The sequence below is a fragment of the Microcoleus sp. Pol11C2 genome, from assembly GCF_036701505.1.
Taxonomy (GTDB): Bacteria; Cyanobacteriota; Cyanobacteriia; order Cyanobacteriales; family Microcoleaceae; genus Microcoleus.
In genome coordinates this window covers 204125-224273 of the sequence record NZ_JAUBQX010000006.1, presented here as the reverse complement: position 1 = coordinate 224273, position 20149 = coordinate 204125, and the positions used below count along the sequence as shown (strand labels likewise).

Below are 20149 nucleotides of genomic sequence, written 5' to 3'. Positions count from 1 at the left end.
CGGAAAATTGCTGCGACGCCGAAACTGGGGGCGAAGAACCAGCCTGATTGACCCAAGGGGTAAAGCAGGAACACCGACACAAACACGGCGATGGGGCCGGTGAATGCTAGGGCGTTGTAGGGACGGATGCCTACCAAACGGGCGATTTCAATCTGACGCAGGCAAAAGCCGATCAGTGCGAAGGCGCCGTGGAGGGCGACAAATGTCCACAAACCACCGAGTTGGAACCAGCGGGTGAAGTCCCACTGTGCTTCGGGGCCCCACAGGAACAGCAGGGAGTGTCCGAGGCTGTTGGCTGGGGTGGAGACTGCTACGGTGAGGAAGTTGGCTCCTTCGAGGTAGGAGCTTGCCAAACCGTGGGTGTACCAGGATGTGACGAAGGTGGTGCCTGTTAACCAGCCACCGATGGCTAGGTAGGCGCAGGGGAATAGCAGGATGCCAGACCAGCCTACGAAGACGAAGCGATCGCGTTTGAGCCAGTCGTCGAGGACATCAAAGATGCCTCTTTCGGTCTGGGCGCGTCCGACTGCGATTGTCATTTACGCAAATCTCCAAATGGATATAATTACAACGGATCTGTCTCTAGTCATGAGTCTTCCACCGTTGCCTCTGCTTAGCAGAAAACAAGTTGGATTATGAACAGAGTTTACTTTTCTTTACCGTATTGACGATTATAGAGGTAATTCTTTACAAGAGCAAGTTTTTATTAAAAAACTTCCGACTTTTGACTTTTGACTTGTGGGAAGTCCCCGAAGCCCTCGAAGCCCCCGAAGTCTTTGCCCTGCATTTGGGAACTTCTACTATATAGGAGTCTCTGCGCTTTGCGTCAGAAGCCCGGTGGCTTGGTAGATATATCGGCCTCAACCTCTGATTTTTCTAAGAAACTGGGTTTCCGTGGGTAAGTCCTATATATATACTGAGGATAGAGCTCCAAACTTAGGTTTTTAAGACTATATGTTCAGCATTGACATCATTGTGAAGAATACGCCCGTCTCGCTGTCGGTGCAGCGGAAGTTGGAGGAGGACGCTGAGACTGTTTACCAGCAGGTGCTGGCGGCGATTCGCAACTCCCAACCGCAAATTTTGGAACTCACCTGCGAGAAAAATCCTGAGAAAAAGGTGGCTGTACTCAGCAGCGAGATTTCTGGGGTGGTGGTTTCTCAGAAATCGGGGGCGTCATCTACAGGCAGATCCCCTGGTTTTGTCTCGATGACAGCAGAATGAGGACTGGGGGTGTTGGTGCCGATATGAGCCAGTCAGCCGTTGCTGTGCGGGATTTGGGTTTTTGCTGGCCGTCGGGCGATCGAGTGTTGCAAGGTTGCTCTCTGGATGTACCTAAGGGCGAGTTTTGGATGCTTTTGGGCACTAACGGCAGCGGCAAGTCTACGCTGTTGAGGCTGATGGCTGGGCTGCTGCACCCCCAGTCGGGGGAAATTGACCTGGGCGGGCGGGTGGGTTTTGTGTTCCAAAACCCGGATCACCAATTGGTGATGCCGACGGTGGGTGCGGATGTGGCTTTTGGTTTGGTGGAGGAAAAGCTTTCTAACGTTCAGGTGCGGGAGAGGGTGGCGGAGGCTTTGGAGGCTGTGAATTTGCTGGATTTGCAGCGGCGGCCGATTTATGCTTTGAGTGGCGGTCAGAAGCAGCGAATTGCTCTTGCTGGGGCGATCGCCCGTCACTGCGAAATTCTGCTGTTGGACGAACCGACGGCTTTGTTAGATCCTGATTCTCAGTTGGATTTGGTGGCGGCGGTGCAGCGGTTGGTGAAAAATCGCGGGATTACGGCTTTGTGGGTGACTCACCGTTTGGATGAGTTGAATTATTGTGATGGGGCTTTTTTGTTGGAAAAGGGTCAAGTTGTCGATCGGGGAGATCCGGCGCGTTTGAAGCAGCGGTTGATGCAAAGTCAAGATGTTTAGCTGTTAAGTAGCGATTGAAAGCTATTTGTTGTTAATATCAACCATTAAGTTACTAGGAAGCCGACAGAGGAATCGCCCGCAAATAATTAGAGTTTTGTTACTTATTCCAATAACATACAGGAATAAATAGTATTTTGATTATTTAGGAGATACTCATGAACAATTATCCTGACTTATCTTACCAAGGATATGAGGTGATCCGCGAACTAGGACGTAATCGAGAAGGGGGACGAATTACCTGGCTTGCCTCAACTATTGATACTACTGAGATAAAACAGCAAGTGGTTGTCAAGCAGTTTTGTTTTGCTCAATCTGGTTCTGACTGGTCAGCTTTTAGTGTTCATGAACGAGAGATTCAGGTTTTGCAAGGACTCAACCATCCTGGTATTCCTCGCTACTTAGGAGGGTTTTCCACGTCGGATGGTTTCTGTATGGTGCAGGAGTATATCGATGCACCATCTTTAGGAGTGTTACGCAGTTTTGAACCCGAAGAAATCAAGCAAATTGCTGTATCTGTGCTAGAGATTTTAGTTTATTTGCAAAATCGAATTCCGCCAGTCATCCATCGAGATATTAAACCAGAAAATATACTGGTGGACGATCTACTCAGGGTTTATCTGATCGATTTTGGGTTTGCGCGAATTGGCAGTCAGGAAGTATCTGGCAGTAGCGTTTTCAAGGGAACGCCCGGTTTTATTCCCCCCGAACAGTTACGGAAACCTACAGAAGCCTCTGACTTATATGGGTTGGGAGCAACCTTGATTTGTTTGCTTACAGGTACGCCCTCGACAGCACTTCAGGACTTAACGGACGAGGATGACCCCTATCTTATTCGGTTCAGCCAGCTAATCCCACATCTAAGTTTACGATTTGTTAGCTGCTTGGAAAAGATGGTGCAACCGAGGCTCAGAGAGCGCTATCCAAATGCTGTTACAGCTTTGGAAGACCTTAAATCGTTGTATGTCTTTCGAGTACCAGAAGTCAGCTTAAATATAAATTCTCTGGTTTTCCAAGCAACTCGGTTAGGTGAAAAAATCACACAAAAAATTCAATTTCGCAACTTAATGTCTGACACTTTGCTAGAGGGAAGTTGGGAAGTAGCTCCTCATCTTCAAGATCCGCCACATACTCCAGATTCCCATGCTTGGATTTCTTTCTCACCTGCTAGTTTTAAGGAGAATTTAGTCAAGTGTGAAATTACCGTAGATACTTCCCTCCTTGCAGCAGATAAACATTACGAGCGTCATCTTCTTTTACATACAAATGCCTCGCCAGAAATACATGATGTAACTATCAGGGTTCAGACAGCACCTTTGCCAATTGATGTTAAGAAACCTCCCTACAAAAACATGGCAGTATTGTTGATATTTTCAACAGTAATAACAACTATAGTCATCGGTAGTTTAGGTTGGTCTCAACCAGCTATAGGAATTATTGCTCTAGCTGTTGCCACAGTAGCAACTATTTGGGGGACAGGAGCAAACCTTGGAATTAAAGCATGGAGTTGGATAGGGGGCGGTATAGGCTTAACTTTTATAGGACTGGCGATACAGATAACTCAAGGTTTCTCTAGTGCCCTTTTCGCGCTGATTTTTGGCGCGATCTCAGGTGCAATGCTTGGAGCGGTGTTTGGAGTTTGGGTTGATATAATTGTTATTCATCTTCTGGAGCGTGACTTTTTGAGAGAAATCACACTCGATCGCTTTGTGTTAACGCTGTCAGCACTAAGCACAGTGCTGGGAATTGCTTTAGGTATGGGATTTGTAGTCGGCTTTATAAATGTCTATACTTTGCTAACGTTGGGGGGATCGGGACTGCCTCTTGCAGCTATGTTGTTGTATCCATCCCTTAAACATCGCTGGTTGATTGCCCGCTACCGTAAGTCCGAACAAAACTTGATTCAGCCGTGAGATATAGGCGACGGCATAACAACTTCACAGAAGACTATTCTAACAAAAATTCATAGAGCGTGAAGTTCACTCTAAAAGTTTCTGGGAAATTAAAATTAATTCATCGGACGATCGTGATGAGTTAGACAAGAGCGGTGTAGCAATGTTTGATACCCAATCAATCTCGCAATCCTCGATCGCGCAACCAAGTATCTGCCCAAATTGTATCGGCTTCTGACAGCGGTGGTATGACTTCCCAGTTGCGATAATCTATCTTCAGGTCGTAACTTGCTAGGTCGTAAATTTGAGTGAATAATTCCTGCAAATTGATTATAGGTTCGGTATCGCCCGATCGCAGTGGTAAAGGAAAGGCAGGCAGCGGGTTCTGCACGTTAAAAGCGTACAAATCTGCTCTGGGACGGCGATTTCCCCGACACACCAAAACGCTATAGTGGCTTTCAATGTCATTGCCAATAACTGGCATTTTTTGACCGCGCCGCAATAAATCTATTTCAATTAAATGAGTGCGGCTACCTAAAATTTCTTCTCGCTTTTCTTCGTACATTTGTCGTCCTTTTCCTGTGCGCTTATTGCTAGGCGAGAGGATTTCAATCAGGGTGATTAATTCTTGGTTTCCTCTTTCTCTAATTTCTAAATAGCCTTCCCGAACCTGGTAGGGCATGGGAATATTTACTGTCAAGGGTTGGGTTGGTGGCGCTGCAACTGCTACGTTTGATGTGATTAATTCGGTTGTGGTTCTTGGCTGAATTACGTTTACATCAGGAATGCCAATTGATAAATTGTCGTCAGCGGTTTCATAGATTCTCACTTCCAAGGAGACTAAATACTTAGGACGAAGTTGGGGAGACAAAAATCTAAAAATTTCACTAATTAACAAGTGGTGTAGGGCGGGCCAGAGTTCGGGATGCTCTAAATACGGGTCCATACCAGGAAAGGGAGATGGCATTGATGTGACTCCTTGACTTAAATCTATTTACAGTTTAGCAATGTGGTTTTGGGAAAATTAGGGTCGATCGCACTTCCTGTCAAATAGAATAATTCCTATTTGTGGAAGGGCGATCGCACTTGTTAACGGTTAAACTTCGATCTGCAATTGTGTTTCAATTGGAACGCTGTTTTCATTTAACACAGACACCGCATTTACGAAAACAATTGTATGCGGGACTGCAGGCATTAAGCGGCGCAGCGCGTTCAAGTAAGATTCGGCATCGGGGCGGCGGGCGAAACGGGCGACTGTTAACCGCTGACAGTTGGGGAGGTGGCGAATTAGATGCCAAGGTTGAAGTCGATCGCGATATGTCGGTTGTTTTGGTATCATAGGAAAATCCTTCCCACTTTTGTGGGTGGTGAATGAAAGGCGATCGCTCTAGATTTCTCAGGTCGGAGGGCGATCGCTGTTAACTATCTTTATTAAAAGATATGAGCATAGCTGCTGTCAAGCATAAATGGGATTAATTCGATTACGAGTTCGAGAACTCGCTGAGGAGAAGGGTTGGACGCTCAAAGAAGTCTCGGACAGAACGGGAATTCCTTACAGCACGGTTAAAAAATACGCCCAAGCTCCTAAACTGGCAACAGTGGACTATACGGCTTTGCAGAAACTTTCTGCTGTCTTCGATTTGATGATCGAAGATTTAGTCGAGGTTTTGGAAAATTAAACTGATTTGTCAGCGGGAAAATGGGTCTAATTCGATTGCGGGTTCGAGAACTAGCCGAAGAGAAGGGTTGGACATTAAAAGAAGTTTCTGAGCGATCGGGCATTCCTTACAGTACGGTTAGAAGTTATGCCCATTCTCCCAAACTGGCAACGGTAGATTACACAGCTTTAAACAAAATGGCTCGCGTGTTTGATATTGCGGTCGAAGATTTAGTTGAGATTTTGGAACAGTAAAGAAAAAATAATGCTCGCGAAGATTCAAAGAGAGTTGATTGTCTGAGGACATAACATTGTTGTGCTTCTAGTATTTTACTCAAAAAAACCAGGACACAACATTGTTGTGTCCCTACTGTATTGTCGGCAATTGAGCAATCGTATTTTACTCAAAAAAGCCAGGAGACAACATTGTTGCGATTTCTTACCTCATCTCATATCCAAACAAATTCGGATCGACTTCTCCCAAATTCAAATCTGCCAAACCATACTCGGCCCAACGCCTTTCTACCATCGCCGCCACATCCGGATCTGACTCCAACACTTCCCCCCATTCGTGATCGCTTTCCGGCGGCATCTTCGTAGTAGCATCAATCCCCATTCTGCCTCCCAAACCAATCTTTTCACTGGCAAAATCTAACGTATCAAAAGGCGTATTCGGCAGAATAAATACATCCCGAACCGGATCGACTTTAGAACTAATTGCCCACACTACTTGACGCGGATCGCGAATGTTGATACTTTTATCGACAACAATCACAAACTTAGTGTAAGTAAACTGCGGTAATGCACTCCAAAATGCTAAAGCAGCCCGGCGCGCTTGACCGGGATATGCTTTATCGATCGAGATAATTGCCGCTTTATAACTCAGGGCTTCCATCGGTAAGAAGAAATCGACAATTTCCGATACTTGCTGCCGCAAAATAGGGGTATAAATACGGTTAAGCGCGATCGCCATCATTGCTTCTTCTTTCGGCGGGCGCCCGCTAAATGTGGTCAGATAAATCGGGTCTTTGCGGTGCGTCATGCAGTGGAACCGCACCAACGGCGAATCTTCCACGCCGCCGTAATAACCCATGTGATCCCCAAAGGGCCCGTCGGGCAGAACTTCACCGGGGGTAATCGTTCCTTCTAACACGATTTCCGAGTCCGCCGGTACTTCCAAATCTACCGTTTTGCACTTCGCCAATTGCACGCCGGAACCGCCGTAAAGTCCCGCAAATAACCATTCCGATAAATCTACAGGAATTGGCGTTGCTGCGGCGAGAATAATCAGGGGATCGACTCCAAGGGCGATCGCAACTTCCAACTTTTTACCAGCCTGCGCCGCTTTCCGCAAGTGTCGCGCCCCGCCCCGCACCGATAACCAGTGTACAGTCATCGTGTTTTTTGACTGCAACTGCAACCGATAAACCCCCACATTCGGAGTGCCCGTTTCGCAATCTTTGGTAATTACCAAACCCAGGGTGATAATTTTGCCCGCATCTCCCGAATAAGGGCGAATCATCGGGATTTTGTTCAAATCCACCCCTTCTCCCTCAAATACCACTTGCTGACAAGCTGGGAAAAAGTCGCGGCCCGGTTTAGCTTTCACTACATCAAACAGCACTTTGCCGAATTCTATCGCTTGGGAAATCTTTTTCGGCGGTTTTGGCTGTTGCAGCATTCCCAGTTTTTTGCCGAGCTCTTCTAGTTCGATCGGCTTTTCCATGTTCATCGCCCAGCAAACGCGCTCTTCTGTGCCCAACAGGTTGATTGCGACGGGGAAATCTGCCCCTTTGACGTTTTCAAACAGCAATCCAGGGCCGCCTTTTTGCAGCATTTGGTTGGAAATTTCGGCAATTTCGAGGTCGGAATCGACTAAAGCGCTAATCCGGCGTAGTTGTCCCCGTTCTTCGAGTAGTTTTAGGAATCCCCGCAAGTCTCTTGCCATTGTTGTTAAAGAATTGTTAAGTGTCCCTACTATTATGCGGCGATCGGGGGATGGAGTGCGGGGTGGGGGCGATCGGGCGATCGCTAAATAAATTTCTATTGTTATCGTTACTCTATGACTTGGTGTTTCTCTGATTCATCAAAAATTGACTTTAGCTAATTTTTATTTCCAATACTCTTAACCATAATTTAAACAAAGCTTATTCTATTGTTAGTTAATCTACTATTAACCAAAATTTAAAACAAGCTTATTCTATTAAATCCATTTGTTGGTGGATTTCAGTCTATCCTATGGAGGAGATTTGCAAAGCCTGCTATCAATAATATTGAGGACGAGGAGTATGAATTTCTTCACTGCACGTTGGCGACGTGGTTTTATAGTGGCACTAGCAGTAGCGGCATTCTCGCTGACTTTGATTAGTTCTGCTGTAGCTGCTGTCACACTAAACGGTTCGGGAGCAACTTTCCCTAAACCTCTTTACGATCGCTACTTCTCTCAGATGAGAAGTGCCAATCAAATTACTGTAAACTACGAAGGAACTGGCAGCGGTGCTGGTATCAAAGCATTAATTGCAGGCACTGTTGATTTCGCAGGCAGCGACGCGCTGATGACGGCGGCGCAAATAGCCGAAGTAAAGCGCGGCGTCATGGCAGTTCCGACTGCTGGCGGCGCTGTTGCAGTTGTCTACAACTTGCCAGGAGTGACCAATCTCAGGCTAAATAGCGAGGCCATTAAAGGCATCTTTGAAGGGAAGATTACTCGCTGGAACGATGCTAAAATAGCGGGAATTTCTGGACAAGCTAAAAACTTGCCAAATACTGCGATTCGAGTAGCTGTACGGGCAGATAGCAGCGGTACAACGTTTATTTTTGCTAACCACTTGCAGGCTATCGGCAGCAGCATCAAAGCTGCCGCTCAGCCGAAGTGGCCAGACAACGTTGTCAGCGGTCCAGGAAACCCTGGCGTAGCTGCTTTGGTGAAAAATACAGCGGGTGCGATCGGCTACGTTCAAGATACTTTTGCTCGGCAAAACAATCTCCAAACAGCGTTTCTTCAAAATAAAGCTGGTAGGTTTGTAGATCCTAGCTTGGCTGAAGCAGAGAAAGCTTTAGCAGGGGAAACATTCCCCGCAGACTTCCGCTTAGTAGAAGGCAATCCCAATGATGGTTATCCGATTGTTGGCTTGACTTGGCTGTTAATCTACAAACAGTATCCTGCTGCGAAAGCAGAGGCTATTAAAAAGATGGTTAATTGGGTGATGACTACAGGTCAAGGTATCAACAAACAGCTAGAGTTTACTCAGATTCCTTCAGCTACAGCTCAAAAGGTGGTTCAAACAGTTAATCAGACTGTGATTGCCAGAGGTTAATTGGGGCGATCGCACGGGGTTATGAGTTGACGAGTTAAATCGATGACTCAAAATTCATAAATTATCAGGTTAATGTGCGCTAAATTTACTGTGTAAGGTACGTAATGCGTACCTTACACACCAGGTACGTAGCGCGCAGCAAGCGCATTAGAATTACTCTTCTTACAAGCAAATATTTGCCTTTTTACGCACTGATTCCGCTATGACGAATATTTCAAAAAAACCGAAGAAATTGACTCGAAAATCGCCACAAGCAAACACAGAAGTAGACTTGACAGATACGGCTGGTGAAGGTCTATGGATGGAGTCAGGATTTACACTATTTGTATGGGGTTTTGCCCTAGTGACAGCGGGTACGTTGTTTTGGATGAGTGCGGTAATTTTTAAAGATGCTTGGCCTGCTATTAGCCAATTTGGACTCTCATTCTTATGGAATCCCAAGTGGGATATCGGCGAGTTGCAGTTTGGGGCTTTGCCGTTTATTTACGGCACTGTGATTAGTTCTGCGATCGCCATAATCATCGCACTTCCTTTAGGGCTGTCAGTAGCTATAGTTACTAGCGAGAACTTCTTACCCGCTTGGGTGCGATCGCCTTTGGGATTCATGGTTGAATTAATCTCGGCTATTCCCAGCGTAATAGTTGGCCTTTGGGGAATCTTTGTTTTGATTCCCTTTTTGTTGCCATTGCAGCAGTCATTGTTTGATAATTTCAGTTGGTTTCCCCTGTTCAGCAGCGAACCTTTAGGCCCCGGAATGCTCCCGGCAGGAATACTGTTATCAATTATGATTTTGCCAACAGTAGCCGCCATCAGCCGCGATGTATTGCTATCTGTTCCAGTAGATTTGCGAAGTGCTTCGATGTCCCTCGGTGCCACCCGCTGGGAAACAATATTTAAGCTGTTATTACCAGCAGCTAGTTCAGGGATTATAGGCGCTACAATCTTGGCATTAGGACGCGCTTTAGGCGAAACAATGGCCGTCACAATGGTGATTGGCAACTCGATTCAAATCAACCAATCCCTGCTAGCTCCCAGCTACTCAATTCCTGCGGTTTTGGCAAGTCAATTTCGGGAAGCTCTCGAACCGCTGCACATTGGCGCTTTGATGTATTTAGCCTTGATTCTATTTGTCATCACTCTGTTGGTGAATGCAGTGGCAGTATTGCTGGTTAAGCTAATGGGCGTTAAGGGAGCTAAAAATTAAAAATGACTCAAGCACAAAAATCAAACGGTGTTCTGGATGGAGAAATCTACAACCCCCTGTCACTGAGCAGAAATTTGTTCAGTCGGGGAATGACACTTATTGCCTGCTTTCTCACAGCTCTTGCCGTGCTACCTTTGTTCGCTATTTTGTACAAAATATTGGGGGAAGGACTTACACATTTGAGCTGGGAAGTGCTAGTATCTTTGCCCGCACCCGTCGGAGTTGAAGACCAGCCCAACGGCTTTGCCAATGCCATTCTCGGCACTGCTTTAATGGTGGGAATTGCGACATTAATCAGCGTGCCTATCGGCGTAATGACGGGAATATTTTTGTCTGAGTTTGGTAGAGAAAACAAAGCGATGGCCAATAGTATTCGCTTTATCACCGTCATTCTCAGCAGCGTTCCCTCGATCGTAGTTGGCGTCTTTTCCTACGCCCTAATTGTCGTTACCACCAAAGCATTTTCATCATTAGCAGGCGGTTTTGCCCTCGGCATCATCATGCTTCCAGTTGTTGCTCTGACAACAGAACAAGCATTAAAATTAGTGCCTACTTCTTACCGCCTCGCTTCTGCTGGTTTGGGAGGCGGACGCTTTCAAACTATGTTTCGCATTATCATACCCTCAGCACTTCCAACTATTACCACAGGTATTTTACTCGCTGCTTCCCGGGCCGCCGGCGAAACCGCGCCGCTGATTGTAACAGCGTTGTCGAGTCAATTTTGGCCTCCTTTAGTTGATAAATTAGGCGAGATAATGCAGTCTCCCATAGGTGCAGAAACTATCTCAAAACTCAAAGAAATGCCCGAGACACTGCTGACTCCGACTCCTTCTATGTCGGTATTAATATATAGCTACGCCAGCTCTCCTTACAAGGAGCAGAACGAATTGGCATGGACTGCTGCCTCTGTCCTTTTGGGCATGGTTTTAATTGCTAGCGTCGCATCCCGTACAGTAACTCGGAAACGCTTGCAAAACCGATAAATCAATAACTAAAGTGCATCTGTCAGTCAAATATTAACAATATAACCAGCCAAATAATGAAACCTAAAGCTAACTTGAAAGCAGAAAACTATACAGAGCAATTCCTAAACGATCTCACCCCGGAAATTGACCCCAATGCAATGCCAGCACTGCGGGTTCAGGACTTGAGTTTTTATTACGGAACTCACAAAGTCTTAGAAAATTTATCGATGAATATCCCTCACCCGCAAATTACGGCGATTATTGGCCCTTCAGGTTGCGGCAAATCTACCTTTCTCAAAGCTCTCAACCGGATTGGTGAATTGGAGGGAAAGGTTCAAATTAAAGGAAGAGTAGAGTTTTTTGGACAGGATATTTACAGCAATAAAGTAAACATTAATAGTTTGCGCCGCCAAATTGGGATGGTGTTTCAAAGACCGAATCCTTTTCCGCTGAGTATCTACGATAATATTGCTTACGGGGTGAGAATTTTTGGTCGCAAAAGCAAAGCAGAATTAGATGAAATTGTGGAATCTGCACTCAAAAGTGCGGCACTTTGGAATGAAGTCAAAGACGATTTGAAGAAATCGGCTCAGGGGATTTCGGGCGGACAGCAGCAGCGGCTTTGTATTGCTCGCGCTTTGGCGGTAAAGCCAAAAATTTTGCTGATGGATGAACCTTGTTCTGCTCTAGATCCGATTTCAACGATGAAGATTGAGGAGTTATTTCAGACTCTCCGGCAGCAGTTAACTGTTGTGATTGTGACGCACAATATGCAGCAGGCGGCTCGTGTTTCTGATTACACGGCATTTTTTAATACTGATGAAAGTCGCATCGGCCGGCTGGTGGAATTTGGGCCGACAAGTAAGATTTTTACTTCTGCGGGCAATTCGAGTACGAGAGATTACATTCAAGGCCGTTTCGGTTAATACTAGGGTTCTTCCCTTTCTCTCAGTCGCTATATTCCGACAGGGGCTTAAGTCCCTGTCTCGCAGTTAAAGTCCTCTTAAGAACACTATGAAATAGTAATAGTATTTGAGTTATATCAAATCCGTTAGCATCAGAATTATTCATCTCTCTGTTCTCTTCCTCTGCGTTCTCTGCGTACTCTGTGGTTTAATCATTCCAATGCAAGCAGAATTGATATTAGTGTTAACTCAGATTGGGCAACATTCTCAATAAGTATTTCAGTCCTCCTAGCTGGGGACTTGATTTTTGAGGCGGGAGTATAAGCCCTGCCGAAATTATTGCAAATATTACTAGATGTAACCTAATATCAGTATGGCACTGAACAGAAAACCGCTATATTTATGTCTTCACCGCTTCTTAAGCGAGAGTTGGGTATTTTCGGCGCAACTCTCATGGGCCTGGGCTCGATTCTTGGCACGGGAGTATTTGTGAGTATCGGGATTGCAGCGGAAGTGGCTGGGCCGGGAGTGATTTTGGCTGTAGGTATTGCGGCTTTAGTGGCTGTTTGCAATGGCCTTAGCAGCGCTCAATTAGCGGCAAATCATCCTGTTAGCGGCGGTACTTATGAATATGGCTACAAATATCTCAATCCTTGGCTGGGTTTCACTGCCGGCTGGATGTTTCTGTTGGCGAAAACGGCTTCTGCGGCTACTGCTGCTTTAGGTTTTGCGGGGTATTTTTTAAATGCAGTTGGTGTAGCCGATCGCACTTACCTGATCCTAACAGCTTTAGGATCCCTCGCCGCCCTCACTTTAATTGTATTGACGGGAATTAGGCGATCGAATATTGCCAATACTGCCATAGTCTCAGTTACACTTCTATCCTTAGCGGTGTTTGTTGCTGTCGGTTTGCCAGAGGTAAGGTGGGAAATGCCCGCCCTACAGAATGATAGCTCGATCGGCTCCATCCTCCAAGCAACCGCCCTGATGTTTGTCGCTTATAGCGGTTACGCCCGCATCACCACAATGAGCGAGGAAGTGCGGCAACCGAGGGAAACCATTCCCAAAGCCATAATTTTCACTTTGGTGCTGACAATGCTGCTTTACGTGGGGGTAGCAGTAGTTGTCGCGGGCGCGGGGGGAGCCGATAAATTGTCTTTACAACCAGGCGGCACGACTGCACCCTTGGAAGTCATCGCCCGCAGTTTCCCAATTCCAGGAGTTTCTAAACTGCTAGCCGTCGGCGCCATTACCGCTATGTTGGGAGTCTTGCTGAACTTAATTTTAGGGCTCTCGCGCATCTGGCTGGCGATGGGGCGGCGCTTGGATATGCCGAGAGTCTTGGCGCGGCTGAATCCTTCGGGGACAACTCCCTACGTGGCTGTGGTGGTTGTGGAAGTTACGATCGCACTTTTAATCCTCGTCGGCGATGTCAAAACCACTTGGTCATTTAGCGCTTTTAGCGTTCTGATATATTACGCTATCACCAACCTCGCCGCGCTGCAACTTTCCCCCGCCGAAAGGCTTTATCCGCAGTGGTTGGCTTGGGTGGGTTTGGGAAATTGTCTGTTTCTGGCTTTCTGGGTAGAAAGGGAAATTTGGCTGACAGGATTGGCATTAATTGCCGCCGGTTTAATTTGGCGGGCGATCGTCCGACTCCCGGCCAGAAACTAGAATTGTGATAAATTGAAACAGCATCCCGCATTGTAGAGGGCCATGCCCGATCGAACCCCCTTGCTGGCGACTCAAGAATCTCTCGCATTCAGCGCCATCAGTCGCTATATAGCTCAAACCCTAATTACCATTCAGGAACAGCATCCCGAATGGATAACTGAAAAATACAGGAAAACCCCCTGGGCCAAACCTGATTTTCAGTCAGTTTTGATTGGCAAATTGACAAAAAGTTTCACAGTAGCCAGCGATACAGATTCCCTGCTGCTGACTGCGAAAAAGTACCTACAAATTCTGCTGGTTCCAGAATTCGTTAATTCACCTCAATTCAGCAAATTATCTGCCAAAATTCAGCAGCTAGCCCAATCTCAAACAGCACCACCTAAATCACACAACTCAGTTTCGTCCAAGCCTCCCACTCCCACCACCCATCAAACAAATTCGCTTCCTATCGGCATTGCTATCTTGCTGCTAGATGTCGAAAACTTGCAACTCACCATCGAAACCGAAAAATTCCTAGAGGGAATTTGCCACTATCCAATCCAAATCAAAGTTGCCTTTGCCAACTGGCGCAGCATGGGCAAAAAAGATGCCGAATTTCACCAGCGCGGTTATCAACTAATTCACGTCCCCCCCGGCAAAGACAGCGCCGACTTAAAAATGGCTACAGTCGGCGCATCGATTTTCGTACATTATCCCACAGCCAAAGAGATTTTTGTCTGTTCGTCCGATCGCGCCCTCACTCACCTCAGCAATACACTGCAAGCCCACGGACTAACCGTATTTCAAGTCCGCAAACAAATAGATAAAATCATAGTTTTAAACAGCAAAACCGGACAAATGGAAACCCATTCCCTTGTAACCATACCGGAAATTACACCCCTCGAACAATTAGTTATTCAACTAAAAGAATTAATCAAAAAAGAGCAAAAACGCACCTCAAGTCAGTGGATCAAAGTTTCTACTATTTCAGCTTTATTTAGGGAAAATTACGGCTTAGTCCTCAATCAAGTTGTTGCCCATCATTTGCTCGGTACTAAAACCCGGGATATCTTTCTCAAATATCCCACCGATTTTGTCCTCCACAAACCCTCAGAAGTTTCTCAAACTTATGTCACTCTTTTTGAAGTAAGATTATCGCCCCCACCGCCAATACTTAGCCAAGAAATTCTGAATAACCACCAGACAGCACCTGCGACTTTGACAGATATTAATTCTCTGGAAGACTTGGAAAGAGCTCTTGTTAAAATCGTTGGCGACTTAACCGGCAACTCTCGTGAAAATTCTGTATTTCTCTCCAATGTAGGCAGCGAATTTCACCGACAATACGGCAAACAAATTACCCAAATAATTAAAGATTTTAATCTCGGTAGGAAATTTACTAAGTTTTTGCAATCCTGCACTTCTCTCCAGCTTAAGAAAGCCGAAAAAGGCTGGCAAGTTTCCCTCAATTAATTAAAAATTCAAATATATTGACATCCCCATTACCAGAAAGAATTGGTTTAAAGCCTCTCCCATAAGTGGGAGAAATTAAAAGAAGAATATTCATTACTCCAATCCTCTTCCTTCCAGGTAGAGGTCGCTATCAACAGTCAACTGTCAACTGTCAACTGTCAACTGAATAGCAACTTGAGTTATCATACAATCGAGACGTAAAGAAATGTAAAGGGATATGCAGGACAAAGTTGTGGTTGTGGTGGGTGCAACTGGTGGCATCGGTTCAGCGGTGGCCCGCCAACTCGCTGATGCGGGTGCGAGGCTAGTGCTCGCCGCCAGAGACAGCAGTAAATTAGACGCTTTAGCTAGCGAACTTTCAGCAACAGAGGTACTGTGCGTACCCACAGATATCACCGATTTGCCCCAAGTCGAGACGCTGATGCACAAAGCTGGGGGGCATTTCGGACAAATTGATGCCCTCGTAAACGCCGCCGGTGCCGGAATTCTCAAGCAGTGGAACAAGTTAGAACCCGCTGATTTAGACGCCATGCTTGACTTGAACTTGAAAGGCAGTTTTTACACGTCTCAAGCAGCGGCGAACGTGATGAAAGAGCGCAAATCCGGTCACATTTGCAATGTCATCGGCATTTTGGGCAAGCATTCGATGGCGATGGGAACGGCTTATTGTGCTTCAAAGTTTGGGGTAGTTGGTTTCAGCAAGTGCATGGCAGATGAACTGCGGCGCTACGGCATTAAGTTTACGCTATTCTATTTTGGCGGGGTGGATTCTCCGTTTTGGGATAATGTGAGTTTGAAGGTAGACAGGTCAAAAATGCTGACTACCGACACTGCCGCCAATGCGATTATGTTTGCTCTTTCGGCTGACCCGCAAGCTGTGCCGATGGAGATTAATATTCAGCCGGAAAGTCATTTGTTCTTTTAGCTATTGAGGAGTGATTTGAAGGTAGAACGCAGCGGAAGCTGAAGGCAAGAAAAATTATGATATTTTTAGGTTTGAGAACTTGTACATCCGTTAATTATGTAGGTGCATGGGCTCGCACACCTTACCCCTATAAATAGCACGTCAAACCATTTTTTTGCCTTAGTCCTATTGGTGAAGGCCTAGCGGTCAAACCTAAGTTATCGCACACACCGGGTTTCTTTTAAGGGCCGACTTATTTCTACCTTCAGAGGGAGCTAGGATATTCAATCTTTAGGTTATTATTAAGTGGGCGCGCAATAAAAAGTATGAAAAATATCCATTACTCAATTCCTGCCTTGCAATTTCGCCTTGAAAATCAGCAGATTTTCCATTTTTCAGTTTCCATTTTCAATTATTGATTATGGAGTTCGATCGCATTCAATTTTACGTTGAAAACGCTAAAGTATCCCGCGACTGGTTTGTCAGCCAGTTAGGCTTTCAATCAATAGCAGGTTATGCCGACAGCCACACTCACACTGAAGTTGTCAGCAGTGGCAATGTATGTTTTGTTTTATCTTCGCCCCTGACACCCGCTAGTCCCGCTGCTAGTTGGTTGAAGTTTCATCCTCCAGGGATTGCCGATGTGGGTTTTCGAGTAAAAGACATTGAATTAGCGGTAGCTAGAGCGGCTGCTGAAGGCGCTAAAATCCTGGAACCGATTCAAGAAGACCTAAATGCAGGAGGCTATTTTAAGCGGGCAAAAATTTCGGGCTGGGGAGATTTAAGCCATACGCTGGTGGAGCGAATTGGCAGCCATTCACTGCTATCGGCTTCGGATAAGCGGTCGTTGTTTACCCGGATTGACCACGTAGTGTTAAATGTTGAATCGGGCGATTTGTCAGGTGCAGTGAGTTGGTATCAAAAAATATTAGGTTTTCAACCGCAGCAAAATTTTGATATTCAGACTGAGAAATCGGCTTTGCGAAGCCAAGTTATGGTACACGCTGAAGGTGGGGTGCAATTCCCGATTAATGAACCGGCATCAGCTAATTCTCAAATTCAAGAGTTTTTGAGCGCAAATCGGGGGCCGGGAATTCAGCACATGGCTTTGCAAACTAATAATATTGTGGGTGTTGTTGCCGATTTGCGATCGTGCGGTTTGCCTTTTCTGCCGGTTCCTCCAACATACTACTCCGAATTGCAGGAGCGGCAAAACTATTTGCCTGCTGATTGGCAAGAAATTGCAGCTTGTCAAGTTTTAGCCGATTGGCAAGAAGATACTCCCGCAGCGATGCTGCTGCAAATCTTTACCCAGCCAATTTTTGCAGAACCGACTTTCTTTTTCGAGATTATTGAGCGCCGAGTTAGTTTAGTTAACGGCAAACAGGTGCAAGCGGGAGGTTTTGGGGCGGGGAATTTTCGAGCTTTGTTTGAGGCAATTGAACGCGAACAAATGAAGAGGGGAAGTTTGATAGATGATTGACAAAAATGCCACTTTGTCGGTCATATCGGCGGGTTAATCAGCACTGCGATATCTTTCCAACCGTAGGCAATTTCTTTGAGTGCAACTCCGGCTCTAATTGTTTGTTGTTCGTCAACTTTTTCACCTCCTAAGAATTCATAAAACCTATAGGCTGAATTGTCTCCTAGTACCCAAACTAGCATCGAGTTCAAACTTAATTCTGCCAATTTTGTGGCAACTGTTCTCACGAGTTGTCGTCCGATTCCTTGACGCTGATATTCCTCCAAAATATAGATGGCAAATAATTCTCCTTGATATGTATATTTGCCCGTGCGCTCGCCACCACCGGCAGCAAAACCCACAATTTCTCCCGATTCATTCTCAGCAACGCATACAAAAACTCCAGTATTTTTGACGTTTGCCAGGATTTCTTGCCAACGGCTTTCTGCTTTTTCATAGGACATTTGCGCGAGGTAATCTGTCGGTACAATTTTTCGGTAAGCTGTCCGCCAAGTATCTAGATTAACCCGTGCGATTGCAGGTGCGTCATCGATTTTAGCTTCTCTCACAATCATCAGAAAATACTCCTTTCGGGCCCGGAAATTCTATTTTCAAGTCTAGGCCAACTATATGATCGCGCCCTTCTAGTTTAGCTCGATACAGGGCACGATCTGCCTCTCCAATTAACTCCTCAATCGATAAACCAGCAGCAGGTACAGTAGTAGCGATCCCCATACTGAGAGTTATAAACTTACTTACCTTGGAAGCAGCATGAAAAATTGCCGCTGCTTTCAAATCGCTGCGAATTGCTTCAGCTACCTGCTTTGCTCCTTGCACATCAGTTTGCGACAAAATTACCGCAAATTCTTCGCCGCCGTAGCGGGCGGCTAAATCTCCTGCCCGCTGAGCGTGGCTAGCTAAAATCCGGGCTACTTGTTTTAAACATTCGTCGCCTCCTTGATGTCCGTAATGATCGTTGTAAAGTTTGAAAAAATCGATATCGCACAAAATTAAAGACAGCGACTCTTTTTCTCGCTCCATCAACAGCCATTCTAACTCCAATTTTTTGTCAAAACAGCGGCGGTTGGGAATTTGAGTCAATCCATCCACCGAAGCGAGCCGCTGCAATTCCATGTTAGCTGCTTGTAATTCTAATTTGGCTTGTTCTAAAGCTACATTTTGCCGAGCTAATTCTTCACTTTGGCGTTTTTCTTGTTCGTACAAAAATCGGATTGAAGCTTCAGCTTCTTGCAATTCTTGCTCTGCATATTTGCGCTTGACAAATTCCCCTAATTGAGAACTTACCACAGCTATGATCTGAAGTAAATCTTGATCCGGTGGCAGTTCTTCCCGGCAAAAAAAAGTCATTACTCCTACAACTTGGCTCCTAGCGTGAATGGGGAAACCGAATCCCGATCGCAGTCCTGCTTCCTCGGCCAAGCGCGATCGCACGAAATTGCGATCGCCCACAAGATCGGTAATCCACTGCGTAGTACCGCTTCTGGAAACCGCTCCCGGCAAACCTTCACCCGCAGCGAAAGTAATCTGCTGGTAGTTTTCGGCAAACTCGCTAACTTCCTCCGCGGCCTGCCAAACAGCCACCCGCCGCCAACCAGGAGTTTCCTCGATCGAACAGCAAAGTGGCAGGCACAAAAGCGGCTGTTTTTCGCGTTTTATTTCCGCACCCAATCTAGTTTCTTTCTCCCCCTCTGTCGGCGTCCAAAGTTCGCCAATATCCCACCCAAAACTTTGGCAAATAGCTTGCAAAATTCTCGGAGTTGCGCTATCTAGAGAAGTTGATTCTGACAGGATATGCGTAACAGCATACTGTGCTTCTTGACAATTTTTTATGCGCTGTTGCTTGGTAATGTCTTTGCCGATATAAACAAAATTTTGTATAACCTCGCTATCTGCATACTTGCTTCCTGTGCTTGTCTCGAAAGTAGAGCATGAAAACGCAACAATCAGCTTTAAACCTATTTTCGTTTGGCAAGCTACTTTTACTTGAGGCCAATATTCGCTTTTAAGTGCAGGAGGTAGCTGGCTGACTTTGCGTAACAATTCCTCCTCAGCGGTAATCATGGATATGGATTGGCCGATTAATTCCGATTCGGTATATCCAAATAATTGCTGTGCAGCTTGATTCACTTTTTTGATTTTTCCCGAGTTTGCTGTTACTAACAAAACATCGCCTAGGGAATTAATAATTTTGTCAATATAATCGCCAGTCGCAGCTAAGTAATCGACTTTAATACTGTTTTCGTTGGCAGCCTGAACCATTCTTTGCTGAGCTGCAATGCTATCGGTCACATCTTCGCATAAAATAATCAATCTGTCAGCATTGGCTTCTCCATGATAACCAAAGATGTACAAATCTAGATACAAATAAGAGCCGTCTTTGAGAACTCTGGTAATTGATTTTAACTGAAAGTCTTGCTCTCGTTGTTCAATAATACCTTCAAGGATTTCTTCAATTCCAATCAGTTCGGGAAAACTATCGCGCACGTCTTTTCCTTTGCCTACTTCCTCATGAAGGTCGGCAAACTCTTGCACTTTCAAAGATATTTCTTGAATCTTAAGTTCCCGATCGACTGTGAGGTATTCAATCCTGCGTAAGGATAAAAGCTTATAAAGAAGAATATTAATACTTCTTGGGCTGCTCTCTACAGTTAATATTGGAAGCATCTCGTTATTGTTGTAGAGCATCAATCTCAAAAATTAGCAGGTAAAGTTAGTTGTTTTTTGACTGCTATTTCTCATATAAATTTTTATACTGGCAGATGTCACCATCTGGTACCGCT

Annotated in this window: 19 protein-coding genes and 1 pseudogene; 14 read left to right on the top strand and 6 right to left on the bottom strand. The window is 45.6% G+C overall.

Going from position 1 to position 20149, the window contains the following annotated elements:
• Positions 1–539: pseudogene (locus QUA42_RS06450) on the bottom strand (photosystem II D2 protein (photosystem q(a) protein)); the annotation flags it as partial.
• Positions 540–628: 89 nt separating this feature from the next.
• Here QUA42_RS06450 and QUA42_RS06445 point away from each other — a divergent pair.
• From QUA42_RS06445 to QUA42_RS06430, 4 genes are all read left to right on the top strand, one after another.
• Positions 629–808, top strand: coding sequence for a hypothetical protein (locus tag QUA42_RS06445; protein WP_333136115.1), 180 nt, complete (start codon positions 629–631; stop codon positions 806–808).
• A 146-nt stretch (positions 809–954) separates the two neighbouring features.
• Positions 955–1224, top strand: a complete 270-nt coding sequence (locus QUA42_RS06440; protein WP_190663726.1) for a hypothetical protein — start codon at positions 955–957, stop codon at positions 1222–1224.
• 23 nt (positions 1225–1247) lie between these two features.
• The gene (locus QUA42_RS06435) at positions 1248–1919 is read left to right on the top strand and encodes an energy-coupling factor ABC transporter ATP-binding protein (protein WP_281363590.1); all 672 of its coding nucleotides are present in this window, start codon (positions 1248–1250) and stop codon (positions 1917–1919) included.
• Positions 1920–2074: 155 nt separating this feature from the next.
• The gene (locus tag QUA42_RS06430) at positions 2075–3829 is read left to right on the top strand and encodes a protein kinase domain-containing protein (protein ID WP_333136113.1); all 1755 of its coding nucleotides are present in this window, start codon (positions 2075–2077) and stop codon (positions 3827–3829) included.
• A gap of 157 nt (positions 3830–3986) precedes the next feature.
• Here the strand turns inward: QUA42_RS06430 and QUA42_RS06425 are convergent, their stop codons facing one another.
• Positions 3987–4775, bottom strand: a complete 789-nt coding sequence (locus QUA42_RS06425) for a DUF4058 family protein (RefSeq protein WP_333136112.1) — start codon at positions 4773–4775, stop codon at positions 3987–3989.
• A 129-nt stretch (positions 4776–4904) separates the two neighbouring features.
• Entirely contained in the window at positions 4905–5147 is a 243-nt protein-coding gene (locus tag QUA42_RS06420) for a hypothetical protein (RefSeq protein ID WP_333136110.1), read from the bottom strand.
• A gap of 127 nt (positions 5148–5274) precedes the next feature.
• On the opposite strand from QUA42_RS06420, the gene QUA42_RS06415 reads away from it, so the two are divergent.
• Together QUA42_RS06415 and QUA42_RS06410 are read left to right on the top strand one after the other, a co-directional pair.
• Positions 5275–5487: a helix-turn-helix transcriptional regulator gene (locus QUA42_RS06415; protein ID WP_333136108.1), complete on the top strand. Its 213-nt coding sequence runs from the start codon at positions 5275–5277 to the stop codon at positions 5485–5487.
• Between the two features lie 20 nt (positions 5488–5507).
• Positions 5508–5720 carry a helix-turn-helix transcriptional regulator gene (locus QUA42_RS06410; protein WP_333136106.1) on the top strand — a complete coding sequence of 71 codons (213 nt, stop codon included), beginning with the start codon at positions 5508–5510 and terminating at the stop codon, positions 5718–5720.
• 184 nt (positions 5721–5904) lie between these two features.
• On the opposite strand, the gene QUA42_RS06405 is transcribed toward QUA42_RS06410, so the two are convergent.
• Positions 5905–7413: a UbiD family decarboxylase gene (locus QUA42_RS06405; protein WP_333136104.1), complete on the bottom strand. Its 1509-nt coding sequence runs from the start codon at positions 7411–7413 to the stop codon at positions 5905–5907.
• Positions 7414–7753: 340 nt separating this feature from the next.
• Between QUA42_RS06405 and pstS the strand changes: the two genes are divergently transcribed.
• The 8 genes from pstS to hppD all read left to right on the top strand — a co-directional run bounded on the left by pstS (position 7754) and on the right by hppD (position 17369).
• Positions 7754–8782 carry a phosphate ABC transporter substrate-binding protein PstS gene (gene pstS / locus QUA42_RS06400; RefSeq protein ID WP_333136102.1) on the top strand — a complete coding sequence of 343 codons (1029 nt, stop codon included), beginning with the start codon at positions 7754–7756 and terminating at the stop codon, positions 8780–8782.
• Between the two features lie 202 nt (positions 8783–8984).
• Positions 8985–9986, top strand: coding sequence for a phosphate ABC transporter permease subunit PstC (pstC, locus tag QUA42_RS06395; RefSeq protein WP_333136100.1), 1002 nt, complete (start codon positions 8985–8987; stop codon positions 9984–9986).
• Positions 9987–9988: 2 nt separating this feature from the next.
• A complete protein-coding gene (gene pstA / locus QUA42_RS06390; RefSeq protein ID WP_333136098.1) occupies positions 9989–10969 on the top strand; it encodes a phosphate ABC transporter permease PstA in 981 nt (326 codons plus the stop codon).
• A gap of 56 nt (positions 10970–11025) precedes the next feature.
• Positions 11026–11877, top strand: a complete 852-nt coding sequence (pstB, locus tag QUA42_RS06385) for a phosphate ABC transporter ATP-binding protein PstB (RefSeq protein ID WP_333136096.1) — start codon at positions 11026–11028, stop codon at positions 11875–11877.
• Positions 11878–12258: 381 nt separating this feature from the next.
• Positions 12259–13530, top strand: a complete 1272-nt coding sequence (locus QUA42_RS06380) for an APC family permease (protein ID WP_333136094.1) — start codon at positions 12259–12261, stop codon at positions 13528–13530.
• Positions 13531–13572: 42 nt separating this feature from the next.
• Positions 13573–14982, top strand: coding sequence for an NYN domain-containing protein (locus QUA42_RS06375; RefSeq protein ID WP_333136092.1), 1410 nt, complete (start codon positions 13573–13575; stop codon positions 14980–14982).
• A gap of 217 nt (positions 14983–15199) precedes the next feature.
• Positions 15200–15907, top strand: coding sequence for an SDR family oxidoreductase (locus QUA42_RS06370; RefSeq protein ID WP_333136090.1), 708 nt, complete (start codon positions 15200–15202; stop codon positions 15905–15907).
• Between the two features lie 400 nt (positions 15908–16307).
• Positions 16308–17369: a 4-hydroxyphenylpyruvate dioxygenase gene (gene hppD / locus QUA42_RS06365; protein ID WP_333136088.1), complete on the top strand. Its 1062-nt coding sequence runs from the start codon at positions 16308–16310 to the stop codon at positions 17367–17369.
• A 20-nt stretch (positions 17370–17389) separates the two neighbouring features.
• Here the strand turns inward: hppD and QUA42_RS06360 are convergent, their stop codons facing one another.
• Both QUA42_RS06360 and QUA42_RS06355 read right to left on the bottom strand, forming a co-directional pair.
• Positions 17390–17923: a GNAT family N-acetyltransferase gene (locus QUA42_RS06360; RefSeq protein ID WP_333136086.1), complete on the bottom strand. Its 534-nt coding sequence runs from the start codon at positions 17921–17923 to the stop codon at positions 17390–17392.
• Complete coding sequence (locus QUA42_RS06355; protein WP_333136084.1) at positions 17904–20033, bottom strand: diguanylate cyclase domain-containing protein; 2130 nt, start codon at positions 20031–20033, stop codon at positions 17904–17906. The genes QUA42_RS06360 and QUA42_RS06355 overlap by 20 nt, the downstream gene beginning before the upstream one ends.
• Between the last annotated feature and the right edge of the window lie 116 nt (positions 20034–20149).